Here is a 17,729-nt window from a genome sequence, read left to right on the forward strand (position 1 = left end):
GTTTATTAGGCGTATATTGACAGCGAAGTATTTTACTGAGCCACGATTGAGGCATTTATTATCAGATTCGGCAAGTTGTAAATTGACAGAATACAGCTCTAGAAAAAGTGTAGAGGGGGGTGGTTAGAAAAAATATTAGGGTTGCAAGGACGTTGGTTCTAAGTATGGAGCGTTTAAGCGACATAAGTAGTATTTTTATTATTTACTGATTCCCTGCTATTTTACTTGTGAACTGTTTATGATCGTTCATAGTTAATTTTCACTTATGATGTGAAAAAACAACAAGTGAGCCTGCTATGAGCTGTAAACAATTCAAGAATACGAACATTGCATTAGGTGTTCGTAAGGTCTCTTTATATCTTAGTTTATGTATTTCTGCCGCATATTCGCCTGTTTATGCTAATACTTGTCCAACTGCACCTGATCGTTTTGCAGTACCTATACCTGACCCTGACCCAGGATCTCCAGATGGAAAATTACCACTGGATATACAAAAAATAATGCCGATTTTGAAGGAAAAAGACATACGCAGTGTGAAGGAATTCATTAGTGCGTTGCCGGATAGTATGCATAAAAACTATGCGCTTATTGAGAAAACTCGTGCACTGGGGCAAACCGATATTAATCATCCAGGATTACTCATGTTTGGTTCTGATGCACGTTTTATGGTGAATATTAGTACTAAAAAAACAGATCCTCGTTATGAAATAGTGGATATGGCTCAGCTGGATGACCAGGGTAATTGGAATTTTCGGGCATTGGATTTTTCTTCAGGAGCACCTGTTTTAAGTCAAAATGATTCGGACTGTCAACAATGCCATGGCAAGCCAGCCCGGCCTTTTTGGGGACAATATTTAGATTGGCCCGGCGTTTTTTCTGATAACGGCCAGGGTCAGGAACAAGTGACCAGCAGGCAAGTGCAAACGTTGCATAATATTAAAAATGGTCAGCAAAATAATGATCGTTTTCAGCAGTTAAAAATTGCTGATTATTATTTTGATCAGGTTGGCACTGCAATGCATTTACCTGATCATGTCTATGGGCCAGCATTGACAATTTTTAATAATGAGTTAGCAGGGGCTGTAACGGAAAGTATTTATAAAAGAGCAAAAAAATCGGCTAATTATAATGGATTAAGAGAGGAATATTTAGCGTTAAGTTATTGTGATACATCTGCGGGCGTATTAAGCCAGCAAGCAAAAGAAAAGCTTAAAGCATTAATAGAAAGTAAACAAGGTAAAACGACAGGTTATAATGGTTTACCCCATTGGAGTGATGTGCTGCGTTTGTGGGGATTAAATCCAGAGCATGAATTGCCTTTGCATAAACTGGAAACTGAAAAAGACCAAGTCACTCGACAAGATTTAGATTGGAATACAGGCGTTGGTCGTATTAGGGAAGTGTTTGATTTAATTATTTTATTAGAGTTAGCAGAGGAGAATACACAGGTTAATCAACTGTTAGAAAGCAATCCGGCTTCCTGGAGTATGACCAGTTGTGGCAATCCATTTTCAACATTGAAAGGCCATTTTAAACACAAGCAGTATGCAAACTTGATATTACGCAATGAAGCCAGACAAAAAGCAAGGGAAAGCTACTATGATATAGATTATTTACGAATTCACCAAAGTATGGATTATATCACCACGTCTTTTTGTCAATTGTTAGCAGATAATATTAGTGCGGATACTATTGGCAAACCTGCATCACCGGATGATGGCGATGATAATGGTAAACCAATACCACCCGATGATGGAGGCGATAATGATAAGCCAGAACCTCCGGATAATGGCGATGGCACTCCTGAACCACCCGATAGTGATAAACCTACACCACCAGACGATGGTAATGACACAGATGGTTTACCCGTTAAACCATTATTTAAAGGCAAAGCCTTAGCGAACCTGAGTAGTAAAACGGGAAAACAACAGTTATATACATTGCATGTCCACGGTAATCCCAGTGCATTGTCTTTTTCAATGAAGGGCGGAACGGGTGATGTTGACATGTATGTACGCCATGGAAAAAAACCAACACTACAGCAATTTGACTGTCGCCCTTATGAGCAAGGCACCAAAGAATCCTGTCAATTTGATAATCCTAAAATGGGACTGAAAGGTACTTGGTATGTACTTTTAAACAGTGAAAGTACGTTTTCAGGTGTGTCATTAATGGCAGATTATGATGATGATAGTGACTCCAGTGACGGGGATGATCATGGCGATCATCAGCAAGGGGCGTGTGCAACACAAAAGCCAACATCTGAAGTACAAATTTATTTAGATAAACCTGTTTGTGTCACTGCAGCACCGGCAAAAGAATATTATCGTCATTTTTATATTCGCTTAGCTGATGATCAGGCAGGTAAAACGTTGGAAATTAATTTACATGGTGAGGAAGGTAATGCTGATTTGCTGGTTTCAGCCGATTTAGGTCAGTTTCCTCATGAAGAGCATTATGAACAACGTCCCGATATTGTATTTGGCTCAACCAATTCAGGAAGTCATGAAAAAGTGGTGATTCCTAATGCCAAAACGGGTAAGGATTACCTGATTACATTACCCGCAGTGACTGCCCATAAAGGGATTATTATTAGTGCTAAGTTGAAGTAGCTAAGACAACAGTATTTGTGTTTGTGCAAAGGACATAGTACTTACCCAACAGAAGTGATAGTCATATCGCTTCTGTTGTGTTTTTTAAACACGGTGACTTATCCCTATCACTTGGTACCTACCAATCTACCAAAAAACTAACAGATCTATGCAGTTAGTTACAGAATGCTACATGCTAATCCAATAGCACCATAAAATATGAGACATAGCTTGAGGCATTATCTCACCCTGGCTCGTAAAATAGCCACTCCAGGTTATTGGTCTAGGTGTTTGAGATGCTATTTGCCCAGTATTATATTGATGGCAAGCCACATGAAGTCATCCAAAAAGGATTTCCTAAGCGAAATGCCTTTAACTATCGTTATTTCTATAATGAAAAAGAGTGTCGTGATTATATTCAAATGGTTTTGGCTAAATCGTGGTATGCCAAAGAAAGCCTCTTAAAACTCCCATTATTGCGTCACTGTGATTCCCAGGAAGCATTGGAAGACACCTTCGTTAAGCTGGTTATGGAAAAAAAGCTGGAGGTTACGCTGGATTCTCCTACAGAAATGCCAGCGATGGTTAGGCCCCGATATAAACAGCCTGAAATTGTATTGCCTAAACCCCCACCAGTACCCGAACCGGAAGGTGAATGCCTCGACTATAAAATTGTGGTGGAAGTAGCAGGTGTAGGGCCTGGGGATAGTCAACGTATCAATTTATCAAAAGACAGTGAAGGGCGGGATGCAATGCAAGGCCCGCAGCCCTATAACACTGAAGCGAGCAAACACCGCAGTTTAGTGACACTGAAAGGCATCCCCAATGAGCCTCGGGGAATCTTTATTTATATTCCCATGAAAGGTGAACCGGCTTTACGTTTACGGTTAGTCGAAGCCGCTTCTCCTGTGGAAGACACAACAGAGAAAGCCATTTGGGAAAATATTATTGTACCTTTAAAACCTCTGGGCTATATCACTGAAGCGATGCGGCGTGATCAGTCTGCGCTGCTTCCTGATGGGGGATGGGTCTACGTATTTTGGCAGGGAAAACTTTGGCGTGAACTAAAAGTCATTAATGGTATGTTTTTTCGCGATGTGCGGGTGGAGTATTTTCGAAATCAACGTCATGGTCGCCTTATCAAAGTGAATGGTGATCTAAGACCTGCGTTGGGTATGCAGCTTCATAGCATTTGGGTACCTTTTAAACTGAATGGCGAAATACAACAAGGAGCCAATGCGGTTCATCTGTTATATAGCCAAGTGCAATGGAGCTGGGACAAAATCAGTGAGCTGGAAAATAATACTGCCAAGTTGCAAACGGAAGGTACTTCAATCGATCAAATTATCAGCTATGAAAGTGGTAAACATTTTGATCATCAAACGGGGAGTATTGGTCCTATTGTCAATGCATTAACTCATCAAGTCAAAACAGAAGAAGAGCAAAACTTAAACGAGCAAGATATACCACGTCTGTCAAAACATCCCAAATTATTAGACAGACAACGTGCGACTAAAATTCCTGTTGTGTATTTAAAAGCTATAGATAAAAGGATTATTTTGCACTTTGAAATGGACTCTCATGCACCTAAATCACGTAATGATCTTTTCACATTAAAAACAACCGATAATAGTTGGCAACATGCGTCTAAACCAACCGTCGAAACCTGTGAGTATGTCGATGGTACGTCAACATCATGGTTGGAGCTTGTTTTTCATGATGTGCCTGAAAGTGGCGCATTTAACTTAATTCAAGACCCGCAAGAAAAGAGTAAAAAGCCGTTTTACATCTTTCGGAATATGTCTTATGAGACATTACGAACATTGAATTATCAAAGTTAAACCGCTATTAAATAATCAACATATTTGGGTTTTGGATTGTGAAATTTGCTCGCACTATCTATAAAAAATACTTACTCTCACTGATACTTTTGGGGTGTTTTGCTATCAGTGGCTGTAATGAAGATAACAACGCTTCGTCAACAACAGCGCCGCCTTCTGCTGACCAGCAACAAGAGCAGACAAACGAGATGGTCATTGACAGTTTGCTGGAAGAGAGAGGAATGAACATTGAAGAAGAAGTATGGCAGGACCCGGATAGCTATGATCAGCCCAGAATACAGTTTATTTGGGCTAACCCGCCTACCGAGGCTAGAGTAGAAGATATTAATAAAAAAACGAGTAAAGAAATTTGGAGTGTCAAAGCAGACTTTACAGACCCTAAGCTACGTGTCCCAAAAGAGCTGATTGAGGGGACTATTTTTGACACCAAACCCTCACCTAATGGCCGTTATGTTGCTCTAGCGTTTTTGAAAGATAAGGTCGTTAAAAAGATTTACGATATTAAAACAAAAACAATGATTTCCGTGAGTGAAGGCCCTGTAGTGCCTGCATTTGAATGGACGCAAGACAGTAATACACTTTACTTCAACGAGGCAAAGGATATGAAAAAGTTTCATGTGCCTAGCCAAAAACTATCTATTGTAACTAAATATGAAGAAGGGGGTAACTCATTTTTATTAATGGATAACGATACTAAGTTTGTGTTTACTCGAAATAAAGAAATTATTATCCGTGACGTGAAAACGGGGAAAAAACTTTATCAACAAAGTTATCCAAGAGTTTATCATTGGGGGCTGATTAAGTATAAAGATAATAAAATATTTGGTTTTAAGGTTCGAGGTGACTTTGTTGTTAAGCATATAGATCATCCAGAGAAGGATTTATTACGCAAAGGGAGAGGTCAGCTTTATGTTCATGATTTTAGTTTGCATAGCTATACACGAATTAAAGCTGATTTTACTCGAGAGTGGGATATACAAAATGATAAAGCAATTAATGATGATATCAAAGCACCTTTATTGAAACGCCAAGGTACTCAGGGTGAACCTTATTATTATAATCATAGAGTTCAATAATAAAAATTTATAAATAATCTTTTCTTTGGCGTTGCTTGTTCGTATTGAAGGCTTTTATATTCCTGGATGTTATTTTTTAATATGTTTTGTGGTTTTAGTTCGTTTGCTACAGTGTTAATTATATAAGCAGTATTATATATGAGCCAGGAAAAATTAAATGAATGTTGTTTTATTAAAAATCGTTATTCTTTGCGTAAATAGCTCTACATTAAGGCGAGTAATGGTTAAGCTAAAAAGGAACCAAGTAAACGAAACTCGCTTTAATGTTGTAACAGAAGAGGCTAAAGTTTTTTAAAGTTAGGTAGGGCAATTGCCTATAACTTTACCTTTATAAAAGCCACTTGCTAAATCACCATTGTTCAACGTCTGCATAACGCCCTTCGAACACGCCGTGAATCCTTCCTTGGAGGCTTGGTTGCCGCATCCTTGCGGCAAACAGTTCGATGCGCATTATCCAGCCTTTGTCTACCATTAGCGTGCATCGAAATACCATAGATGAATAATAATTGAGGTATAGCAACATGTGGGTTTGCAGTGCTTGAATTGGTTTGTGAAGCAGGTGCTGGGAGCACCGTGAGCAGTAGAGACCAAGGATGGTCTTCTGCTGCGGGAGGAACAAATTAATTCATGCGCTGCATTGGCACAATCTAGACCCAATACGAAGGTTTTTATACTCTCTAGGGCTCAAAGGGCGGCTGTTAAGCGATGAAGCTTCAGGAGGAATTAACAGCATGTCGGAGTGGAGGATTGGTAGAACGTTAATCTTTAAAAATATGCTGATTAGACATTACCTTATGGCATCTTCGCCAGAGACCGACACGATGAGGGACTGCATTGTTAACTTTCGTTAACGGTATGCTTACAAAATACAACACAAGTAACAAATAGATTAATTCTTACATATGTTTTGAGACACATCAAAAAGTAATGAAAGCCTTAGGCGCGTAAACTTCTTATGGTTATTCGAGGTCGCTGCTGTTGAGTATAAAAGTTGAACTATTTCAAATAGGTGATTTTGCGTCTTGAGCTTCATGCAAGCAAGTTATGGAGTAGTGGGAAGTGAGCGTAAGATATGTATAAGTTGATGTACTCTTGAAAGCGAGTATTAATAAGCAACTGACAATGTTTATACCACGTTGTTAAGGTATTTTTAGAGAGACTTGTAATAGTTTAACTGTAAATGTTGGTTTGGGGATTATGAAATTCATGAGCACACTCTATAAAAAACACCTATTTACACTAATACTGGCAGGCTGTTTAGCTATCAGTGGCTGTAATGAAGATAACAGCACTTCGTCAACAACGGCGCCGCCTTCTGCTGACCAGCAACAAGAGCAAACAGACGAGATGATCGTTGACAGTTTGCTGGAAGAAAGAGGGATGACGATTGAAGAAGAAGTATGGCAAGACCCTGATAGTTATGACCAACCCAGAATACAGTTTATTTGGGATAATCCTCCTACCGAGGCTAGAGTAGAAGATATTAATAAAAAAACGAGTAAAGAAATTTGGAGTGTCAAAGCAGACTTTACAGACCCTAAGTTACGTGTCCCAAAAGAGCTGATTGAGGGGACTATTTTTGACACCAAGCCCTCACCTAATGGTCGTTATGTTGCTCTAGCGTTTTTGAAAGATAAGGTCGTTAAAAAGATTTACGATATTAAAACAAAAACAATGATTCCTGTAAGTGAAGGCCCTGTAGTGCCGGCATTTGAATGGACGCAAGACAGTAATACACTTTATTTTAATGAAGCTGGAAATATGAAAAAGTTTCATGTGCCTAGTCAAAAACTGTCTATTGTAACCAAGTATGAAGAACATGGTAATTCATTTTTGCTAATGGATAACGATACTAAATTTGTGTTTACTCGTAATGAAGAACTCATTATTCGTGATGTGGAAACTGGAAAGAAAATATATCAACAGTCTTATCCCAGGGTATATCATGATGGCTTAATAAAATATAAGGATGGTAAAATATTTGGTTTTAAAGTACAGGGTGGTTTTGTTGTTAAGAATATTAATAATCCTGATAGGGATTTATTGAAAAATGAGAAGGTGCAAACTCATATGTACGACTTTAGTCTGAACAATTATACAAGAATAAGAGATTCTTTTTTAAGTGAATGGGATGCGAAAAATAATAAGTTTGAAAGCTTTAAAATTGAATCGCCTTTGTTGAGATTACAAGGTTGGCAGGGTTATCCATACTATTACAATCATAGAAAAAATTTAAATGATTGATGAGTGTTATATTGGTTGATTGAATAGTTTGGTAGCTATTTACTAAGCCGATTACTTATTTTGTTTTTTTGTAAAGTATTAGCTAGCAGTATTATATATGAGCAAAAAAAAATTAAATGAATGTCGCTTTATTAAAGAGCGTTATCTTTTTTCTGCTGAGATGGAACTGCATTCAGGTGATATTAAGCCTGGCACGGTACGGCCTATCCCCAATATGTTATTGCTGGCAGAAAGTCCTGTAGTAGGTAAAGAAGATAAAACAGCTTTATTATCGACGAATGAAGAAGGTTTTATTGATCAAGTTAATGGAGACTTTACTTTAGGTTGTCGTATTAGAACTTTTCCTAATGATGATGAAATCAAGTTATACTTCCCTCCTTTAGAAGTGATTGCACAACTCTATGCAGGTTATGGTTCTGATTTATTCTTAGAAAAAATTGAAGAGCTTATAGGTAAAAAAGAGCTTAATACTTGTATTAGTGTCAAGGTTAATACTAAAATTGAACAGAAAATGCTTGAGAAGCCTGAGGAATCAAACAAACCTTATGATTATATTTATGAAGGAATTGTAATTCCACGAATCACTTTAGTGATATTTGCTTTTTCACAATCTAAGTTGTTTGATGGTGCTACGGTACATATTTGGCGACATAATACTCCATTTATACCAAGTCAAAGTTTTTCTGTTACCTACAAAGATGGAATAATGCCATTTGCTTTTTTGGTAAGTGATAAAGTAGCAAGTAATGAGGGACTTTATAATATTAGGGTTACTTTTCTTAAAGAGGCAAACAGTATTATTGATAAAGGAAATTATTCTTATTTTAAAAATGAAAGTGGCCAGTACTATTACGAGCTAAAAGAACAAATAAAATTCAATGTTAGGCTACCAACCGCGGATATTTGTCTTATCAATGCTGACCCTGTCAGCCTTGAAGAAACTATTATTAAGCAATTCCCAGATGTGTTTCGCGATACTATAAAAATAACCCGTGAAATGTCCAGTGGTAACTTAAAACAGGATGTTCGTCCTGGCTTGTCCAGTTATATGCATGATATTAGTGTGCGTCATGAATATTCGTCGATTTTACAGGGTGTCATAACGACAATACATCAGGACCAAAGTAAAGCAACAGCTTATGCCAATAATCCTAACCCTGATCCAAGTGAAAAGAAGCCGGGTACCAGTTATACCAGTTACTTGGAAAGTGCAGGCCAACTTTTAGAGAATGTATTAACTGAGCAAGGCCATACAGATGCTGCACTTATCGTACGTCTTGGTTTTGATAGTCAAGCATTGTGGAAGTCCTGGGGTGATTTTAAAGATGCATTATCCAGTCAGCAAAAATATATCCGGCGTCAAGATCAAATAGCACGCGCAATGCACTTGCTTAACAATACTACTCATGCTGGTCGCCGTGTTGGCACAATGGAGGTTCTACGAAGTTTGCAGGAAAGGCAATATATTGAGTTTGGAAAACTTAAACAAATTTATAACCTGCCTGAGTGGTTCGCGCCAGGTAAAAATGCCTTAAAGGAAGCGGAAAAGTGGATTAAAGACTTTGAAAATACATGGCTTAACGGCACGCGTATTGGGATTAACCCCAGGTTTATTCACTTTGGTACACGAGCATTTGCGGCTTATAATTTTGCAATGGATGTTAAAGGTGTTATTAATAGCTGCCTTGAGGTTAACGAGAAGAGAGAGGCTGCTGAGGATAGTAAAGCTTTTTTTGATGAAACACTGGCACTGTATGAAGAAAAAGTAGGGGAATCTGCCACAGAAGATTTTAAACAGGCTCAGCAACAATTAGAAGAAATAACTAAGCTTACGTCAACGACATCGAAAGTGACATCCGGGTTTAAAGAAGGTCGCTATATTATGCGAACGGCCTTAATTTTTGAATATGATGAAGACTACACGGCAGATCTGCCCTTTAATAAAATTAAACAGCTTCTTACCCGACCAGATGCACAGATTGGGTTAGAAGGGCATGCCAGCCCAGAAGGTACGGATCACTATAACGATGATTTATCACGCCGGCGTGTATTGCATATCAAGCAGCAATTAGAGCAAAACGGGATAGCGACGGATAACATGGCCATTACCTGGCATGGTGAAACACGTCCTGTGCGTAAGAAGGATAAGACGGTTGATTTACCAGCAAGTCGGCGTGTTGAGTTAATGATCAGTGTGCCTTGTGGCGAGCGGATCTTTCGTCCTTCACGAGAAGCGATGTATAACCTGGAGCAAACCCGTCAGCAACAGGTGGCGGCTTATTGTGCTTATGAACAGGCCGTCAGTGATTTTCTTTGGACGCTATTTGACTCTGCATGTGGCGTATTAACCATGGTGCCGCAGACGATGTTAATCGCGAATTGTATCTTAATTGTTCGAGAAGCTTCTAAAACCATGGTCTCGGTCGCGCAGCATTTAGATGATTTATTTCATGATAATCTTATTAATGAGTATATTGCCTATAATAAACTGGAAGGTGATCTGGAAAAAAAATCAAAATATAATAGGACGTTTATTACCAACTACAGTCCACAAAAAGGCGAAATCGACTACGTTAAATATTTAAATAACCAATATCGAATTCGTGCTGAAGTGTTGAATAGTTTAGTTAAGCTGCTGGTTCGCGTTGCGCATGAATATGACTTTACCTTTAGTTTTCTGAAAAATACCCGTGAACTAGATTGGAATCGTTATCAGCGTGGCTTGAAAAAATATCAAATTGATAAATTTATCGAATTGTTTGTATTGAATAAAGAATGGCCTTACCCAAATGATACTTATCAGAATTATCCGCTGGACCAGTTTTGGATGGATTATTTGGGGATGGAAGACATCTGGGAAGATAATGTTACGTTGAAAAGTAACCCCGCTTTGTTAATGACACAGTTTGAAAATTACAGTAAACAGGCTTTAAAGAAAAATCATGAATCACATTCTATCAGTGTTAATGGTATGTTTTTGCCAGTAGGACCGGCGAATATTGATAAGAACATGATTCCTGTAAACTTCCAGCGGTGTTTTCCTATTCATAATATGGGAAGTAGCAGTGCTGAGGCGCTCATTTCGACAATGGATTTATCTTATGCGGGATTAGACCAAGGTATCTATAAATATACGGCCATTTATATTAAGCCTTGTACTCAAGAAAAAACGGAATGGGAACGGCTGGATAAATACTTGCAACGCACGGATAATAAGCCGATTTCTCCGTTAGATGAAATACGCATTATTATCGTACTACGTCGGGATGAAGAGTATAAAACCATCAATACTGACTATTATGAAGATGGTGATAAAAATGCAAATCGTACCATAGAGCGGCCATTACCTATTTGTGTTAAACCCATTCGTGTGAATACGGGTTGGCCTGATAATGAAGGCCCTGCTTACACTGATATCACTCAGAAGTTTGATGACGGTGAGCTATTAACAGAAGAACAAGCCTTTAAAGATCACTACGGTGCCATCTTTTATCCGCGATTTAAGTTTGGTGAACATAAAATCATCAAAGGCACCAAACCTATGAGCAGTTCAACAGTTTATCTCGCTGATTGGGCGCAATGGAATACTAATGAGCAATGTATCACCATGCACTATCAATATGAGGTTAAAGTCGGTCGGGATACGCGCAGTACACGACTGGTAAGGCCAATTAGCATTGATGGCCAGGATGCCGACTACTATAAATTGATGAAAGATGGGAGTTTACCGGTAATTGATATTCTTAAATACACAACCGGTGTTGCTTCAACGGTTAGATTTGGTGTTGAAATGTATGAGCGTTTAGTAAAAGATGCGCCTAACATTAGTTTAAACAGTCAATTTATGCTTTCAGTGGATAGTTCGCGAAATAATCCTATTTGGGATCCAGAGGGCGAACATGTTAAAGACCAACACTTTGAGCATTTGCTGTTTGATAAAGAATTTCTCAAATCAAAAGAGCGTATTTATCAGTACCCCAAATTATTTACAGGTAATACGATTGGTGCGCCTTTGTTACGTGTGCGTAATCAAGGCCCATTCTTTATGTCGTCGAAGTATGCGTATTGTTTAAGTGGTACGCCATTTAGTGGTAAGAATAAAGGGGTAGAGCATCAGGACAAGCTTGATGATTTTGATTGGAATGATGAAGTTGACCTGGGTATTTTGGTCTTTGCAGATAAGTTGGATACCCAAAAATATAAGGAAATGAAACACCGTTCTGATCTATTGTCTTATACAGTCAACTTGTCTGAAGAATCCAATGGTTCAACCTTAGGACCTGAAATTAAAGGACAGCTTGTTTATGTCGGTCAGGTTGAAGTAGAGGCAAAGTATGATGTTACAACCGTCGGTTATGGTAATAGTGAACGTTATACGTATGCCATTAATGCTGATAAATCGACGATCAAGTTGTTAAAAATTAGCGCTCTTGCTCAAAATATACTGGCAGAAGATGTATATGAAAAACATTATCGCTCACGCGAATTGATAAAAATGCTTATGACGGATGAAAAGATACAAAAACAGCAGATGCTAGAAATCATCCGTACGGGTATGACAAAAACAAATACAGCCGGTTTTCAACCAAAGCAAACGCTCACATTTCATGTTTATGCGAGTGTGAGTAAATTGAGTTATAAAGCACCCGCAGGGCATCAAATAAATGGTCTTCGACCTTTTGGGAATAAAGCAGGGCATACTGGGTTTTGGGATTTATTTGGTTTGCTTGATGAAGATAAAATCGAGCTTGATACTGGTAAAATGCATGACTTTAAATTCTGGATTAGAAATATGAAGAGCCAGGGGGAGTCAGGTCTTAATGATGAACATTTTAAAGCTCCTCAACATGACGATGATGATTGTTTCTTTTATATTCCCGCGCCGAAAAAGTGGACGGATGAATCCGTTGCGCCCTGGGCTGCCAACGCAAAAGATCCCGAAGTACTCAAAGCCGCGGAGCAAAAATTTATTGATATTTTGCAGGATATGAAGCGTAATGGTGAAAAATTTAACCTGACTAAAGATAAACTACCTAAATTACCAACTAATGAACCGGCCGTTAAATGGTATTTTTATACCCAACTGGATAAAAAAGGTCAGTATAATTATCAAAAAATAGCCATTAAAGACTGGATTGAAAAACCAGAGAAGCCAGAGGCCCAAGTGTTTAGTGAGTAATGTTATGATATAAACCTTGTAAACTCACTATAGGCGATACCTCAATCATGATTAAATGAACCGCTGTGGTATTTCGATGTAGGCCGTGATCAGACAAAGGCTGGATAATGCGCATCGAACTGTTTGCCGCAAGGATGCGGTAACTATCTTGACAACAGGTGTATTTTTAGAGCTTTTTAAAACGACTTGTGCTTTTTTCTCGATAGGTTTCTGCGGATTGTAATGGGCTTTGAGGGAAAGGCATATTGGCTTTAATTCCTAATTGTTTGGCAACTTCAAACTGTGAAGAGAATGCAGAATACTCTTTATCCACAACATGCATTTCGTGAAATTTAGGATTGGTCAGATTATCCAAATGGTGTTGTGCTTCATGTGCGATCATATCCACTTTCTCAAACTTTTCAGGTTCAATAAGTCCTGCTTTCTGGGTTGTGTGATCATAGTAGTTTTGTGAAGAATCTTTTGTAATCGTGAATTCAGGGTTATTCGCTTTCATTACACGGTATAAGTTATGTGCAGTAAACTCAGGGTGTAGAAAACCTTGTGATGTAGTAGCTCGTTGTTCAAGTCGTTGAGCGCGTTGCCGCATTCTTTGATCTTGTTGTGATTCATGGTGTTCTATCTGGCTAAAGATACTGTCCATATGTTGTGATTGTTTCCGCGCATTTCGAATATTATTCACGGATGTAGGACTTACCTGATAACTTATGCTCCGTTTGACGATTGTTAACGGCCTAAATAGAGATTGAGTGGTCCTTCTAAGCATAATGTTATCTCCAAGATAGACCTGTCATGAGTTATTTTTTTAAGAAAAAGGGTTAAAGGTTAAAATCAATTCCTAAGTGTTTCCCTTAAAAAGCTTTTATTATGATTCAATATAGCGCTTAATTTAAAAAGTTTCGCAAATGTTAGAAACTTTATTTGACTGTTTGGTCTTTAAAATACTATTCGTCATTATACTCTTTGCAAAAAATAATCTTAAAAAAAGTACGTCATTTTAGGGTGTGAGTGTTTTGGTTTTTTGTTGTTCCCAAAAAAGATGCATGTGGAAATTAACGTGATTAACAAATTTTAAAAAATCACAAACGTTTTTATAGCATGTTCATCACAAGTAAAGAGTTTAATAAGTTTTGCAGATGTTCGACTTTGCGTAGTGTACATATTGAAAAATAATAAGTAACACATATAATAAGCAATGCTTACTAATACTGATAAGGTGATTCATGGCTCTGGAACAACAGGAAAGCTTAGGCTTTCTACTTGCTGATATCTCAAGGTTAATGCGACAAACTTATCAGCGAATCGAAGGCTGTGGACTTACTTTAGCCCAGGCGCGTTTATTACTTTATGTCGCACGTTTTGAAGGCGTACGCCAAATTGACCTGGCAGAAATGTTGGAAGTAAAACCTATTACCCTGGCGCGATTAATCGATCAACTGGTTGAAGTTGATCTCGTTGAGCGACGTCCTGATCCTAACGATCGCCGGGCTCACCAAATTTTTTTGCGGCCGGCAGCAGGTGATCATTTGACTAAAATCCGTCAGTTTGGTGCAGAGGTTCAGTCTGAAGCTTTAGCAGGGCTGAATCAAGAACAGGTAGCAACACTTTTTTTTGCATTAAAAACAATGCGGGAGAATCTTTGCTCACGAAGTTAATGAATATTTTGTTATTGGGTCAACACGTTTATGAGTCATGCTGAAACCCATCATGCACCCTCTGTGCAGGAAGCTGCTTCACTTAAAGTGATACGTCCATTCAATCGTCAAGTTAGACGCTTGTTACTGCTGATTGTCGTACCTGTCCTTACATTATTAGCCATTGGTGTTATGTATTTGATGGGTGGGCGTTATGTAGAAACGGATAATGCTTATGTTAAAGCTGATATGATTCCTGTTGCAGCAGAAGTATCTGGTGCTGTTGTCGATGTTTTAGTCAGTGAAAACCAATATGTAAATGCTGGCGATTTATTATTTCGCTTAGATCCTGAGCCCTTTCAGGTGCGTGTTACTAAAGCGGAAGCAAATTTGGCACAGGTTCGAACAGATTTAAAAGCACTGAAAGCCAGTTATAGAGAAAAACAGGCAGAAATTACTTTAGCACAGACCAAGTATGCGTTTGCGCTGAAAGAATTACACCGAGAGGCTGACTTGCTTAAGCGACATTTTGTTTCAACATCACGGTTTGATGATGTTAAACAACGTGCAGACCTTGCAAAGCAGCAGATTATTGTTTTGGAAAAAGATCTAAAACGTATTGCAGACTCATTAGGTGGAAGTGTTGATTTGCCTATAGAACAACATCCTCGTTTTCGTGTGGCTTCAGCAGCGTTAGCACAGGTTCAATTAGATTTACAGCGAACAGCCGTTAAAGCTTCAAAAACAGGAATTGTGACTAAACTTCCTAAGCCAGGTCAGTATGTGACAGCAGGCTCAACAGCACTTGCACTGATTGCCATTGATAACTTATGGGTTGAAGCTAATTTTACGGAAACGGACTTAACCTATATTAATCCTGGACAATCGGTTGAGGTGCGTGTTGATACTTATCCTAATAAAGTCTGGATTGGTACCGTAGAAAGCTTGAGTCCTGCAACGGGCGCAGAGTTTTCCGTGATACCTGCGCAAAATGCGACAGGAAATTGGGTGAAAATTAGTCAGCGCGTACCCGTCAGAATTAAAATAAATGATCCTCTTGATCAACGACAGTTGCGGGCTGGATTAAGTGCTATTGTTGAAGTGGATACGGGACATCGTCGTACTCTATTAGGTCTCTCATTATAGGAGAATGAGATGACTAGTATAGCGAGTGTGACCTCAGAGCCTAAAGCTAACGCTCATCGTGGACTGATTACCATCTCTGTGATGTTGGCGACGATTATGCAGGCGTTGGATACAACGATTGCTAATGTTGCGCTTCCACATATGCAGGGTGCGATGGGGGCAACCCAAGATCAGATTTCCTGGGTGTTAACTTCCTATATTGTGGCGGCTGCTATTTTTATGCCCTTAACTGGTTTTTTAAGTGCGAAGCTAGGGCGTAAACGCGTTTTTATTTGGTCGGTGATTGGCTTTACTATTGCGTCAATGTTATGTGGTGCAGCCCAGAGTTTAACGCAAATTGTGGTATTTCGACTGTTACAAGGGGTTTTTGGCGCGAGTCTGGTACCACTATCACAAGCGGTGTTACTGGATACTTACCCTGTTGAACGACATGGTTCTGCAATGGCTATGTGGGGGGTAGGGGTCATGGTTGGGCCTATTCTTGGTCCTTCACTCGGCGGCTGGTTAACAGAATACTACAGTTGGCGTTGGGTTTTTTATATTAACCTTCCCTTTGGTCTTTTAGCATGGTTTGGGTTGGCAGCGTTTGTGAATGAAACGCCTATCAACCGTTCACGTCGTTTTGATTTTTTGGGTTTTGCCTTTTTGAGTCTTAGCATTGGTGCATTACAGATGATGCTTGATCGTGGTGAAACGCTTGATTGGTTTTCCAGTACTGAAATCATTATTGAAGCGATGTTAGCAGGTTTTGGCTTTTATCTTTTCATCGCGCATATTTTTACGCATGATCACCCCTTTATTGAACCAGCCATTTTTAAAGACCGAAATTTTAGTGTTGGATTAATATTTATATTTATTGTCGGTATTATTTTACTGGCAACAATGGCGTTGCTACCGCCATTTATGCAAAATTTACTGGGCTACCCGGTGATCGATGTGGGCTATTTATTAGCTCCACGCGGTATGGGTACTATGGTTGCGATGATGGCAGTAGGCAAGCTTTCAGGTAGAATTGATGTCAGATATAAAATTTTCCTTGGCCTTATTTTAATCAGTTTTTCGCTATGGGAAATGACATGTTTTAATATGAATATCTCTGGTTGGGATATTGTGCGTACGGGTGTTATTCAAGGTTTAGGATTAGGGTTTATTTTTGTTCCGCTATCAACAATTTCGTTTGCAACGCTAGCGCCGCAATATCGAAATGAAGGTACAGCATTATTTAGTCTTATGCGAAATATTGGCAGTAGTATTGGTATATCGTTAGTCATTACTTATCTTGCACAAATGGTGCAAGCCAACCATGCTTCATTTGCTGACTTTATTAATCCGTTTAATCAGGCGTTGAAACATGCCACAGAGGTAGGCAAATATAATTTAATAACTCAGCAAGGGCTAATGGCTATTAATGGTGAAGTTTCTAGACAGGCAACTATTTTAGCGTATTTGCAGGATTTTCGACTAATGATGTGGATTACATTAGCGGCCTTGCCATTAACCTTTTTGCTGCAGGGGACAAATCAGGGGAATCGTAAATAATTGTACCTTAGAAACAGTTCGACCTGAGTTATCCAGCCTTTGTTGGTCATTGGTGTGTATCCGAAGAAATACAACCGTTGCTAAGTTACTCTGCTGTGATGTCAGTGGACTCTTATGTGTGTTTCGGTGTGCTATATTAATATGAAAGCAGTAATATCAAAAAGGTCTAAATAGTCGCAAACGATCTGGTTGTTTATTATATAGTCAGGCTCTGTAGAAGTGATATGGCATGCATGAGGTGCATTTTTAGAGGTACCCTTAATCAAAATCTGTAAGATAGCGATAAACGTGGGTTCACTGTGGCTAAATATAAGTGTATTTAAGGGTGAATAAATGTTTTTATTTTTTGTGAATATTATTGTTTGTAATTTTTAGGGTTTGTTTTGTAAATTTTGCGCTGTAGGCTGTTTTTTATTAAAGTAAAAATATTCCGGTAAAGAATATATAAAGAAAAGATAGTCTTGTCAGAATAAAACTGA

General features: G+C 38.7%; 9 protein-coding genes. 8 read left to right on the forward strand and 1 reads right to left on the reverse strand.

Annotation, left to right across the window (positions count from 1 at the left end; translation table 11 throughout):
* Positions 1-296 precede the first annotated feature (296 nt).
* From ACQ96U_RS01805 to ACQ96U_RS01825, 5 genes are all read left to right on the forward strand, one after another.
* Complete coding sequence (locus tag ACQ96U_RS01805; protein ID WP_431719514.1) at positions 297-2,612, forward strand: pre-peptidase C-terminal domain-containing protein; 2,316 nt, start codon at positions 297-299, stop codon at positions 2,610-2,612.
* A gap of 275 nt (positions 2,613-2,887) precedes the next feature.
* On the forward strand, positions 2,888-4,432 hold the full coding sequence (locus tag ACQ96U_RS01810; protein WP_431719515.1) for a hypothetical protein: 1,545 nt from the start codon (positions 2,888-2,890) through the stop codon (positions 4,430-4,432).
* A 38-nt stretch (positions 4,433-4,470) separates the two neighbouring features.
* On the forward strand, positions 4,471-5,508 hold the full coding sequence (locus ACQ96U_RS01815; RefSeq protein ID WP_431719516.1) for a hypothetical protein: 1,038 nt from the start codon (positions 4,471-4,473) through the stop codon (positions 5,506-5,508).
* A 1,206-nt stretch (positions 5,509-6,714) separates the two neighbouring features.
* Complete coding sequence (locus ACQ96U_RS01820) at positions 6,715-7,752, forward strand: hypothetical protein (protein ID WP_431719517.1); 1,038 nt, start codon at positions 6,715-6,717, stop codon at positions 7,750-7,752.
* 97 nt (positions 7,753-7,849) lie between these two features.
* On the forward strand, positions 7,850-12,931 hold the full coding sequence (locus tag ACQ96U_RS01825; RefSeq protein ID WP_431719518.1) for an OmpA family protein: 5,082 nt from the start codon (positions 7,850-7,852) through the stop codon (positions 12,929-12,931).
* Between the two features lie 166 nt (positions 12,932-13,097).
* Here the strand turns inward: ACQ96U_RS01825 and ACQ96U_RS01830 are convergent, their stop codons facing one another.
* Complete coding sequence (locus ACQ96U_RS01830) at positions 13,098-13,697, reverse strand: hypothetical protein (protein WP_431719519.1); 600 nt, start codon at positions 13,695-13,697, stop codon at positions 13,098-13,100.
* Positions 13,698-14,154: 457 nt separating this feature from the next.
* On the opposite strand from ACQ96U_RS01830, the gene ACQ96U_RS01835 reads away from it, so the two are divergent.
* Genes ACQ96U_RS01835 through ACQ96U_RS01845 form a run of 3 tightly spaced genes read left to right on the forward strand, consistent with a single transcriptional unit; the run spans position 14,155 to position 17,250 of the window.
* The gene (locus ACQ96U_RS01835) at positions 14,155-14,586 is read left to right on the forward strand and encodes a MarR family winged helix-turn-helix transcriptional regulator (protein ID WP_431719520.1); all 432 of its coding nucleotides are present in this window, start codon (positions 14,155-14,157) and stop codon (positions 14,584-14,586) included.
* 30 nt (positions 14,587-14,616) lie between these two features.
* The gene (locus ACQ96U_RS01840) at positions 14,617-15,711 is read left to right on the forward strand and encodes an HlyD family secretion protein (RefSeq protein ID WP_431719521.1); all 1,095 of its coding nucleotides are present in this window, start codon (positions 14,617-14,619) and stop codon (positions 15,709-15,711) included.
* Between the two features lie 9 nt (positions 15,712-15,720).
* Complete coding sequence (locus tag ACQ96U_RS01845; RefSeq protein WP_431719522.1) at positions 15,721-17,250, forward strand: DHA2 family efflux MFS transporter permease subunit; 1,530 nt, start codon at positions 15,721-15,723, stop codon at positions 17,248-17,250.
* The last annotated feature ends 479 nt before the right edge of the window (positions 17,251-17,729 follow it).

The organism is Zooshikella sp. RANM57, assembly GCF_050749885.1.
Taxonomy (GTDB): Bacteria; Pseudomonadota; Gammaproteobacteria; order Pseudomonadales; family Zooshikellaceae; genus Zooshikella.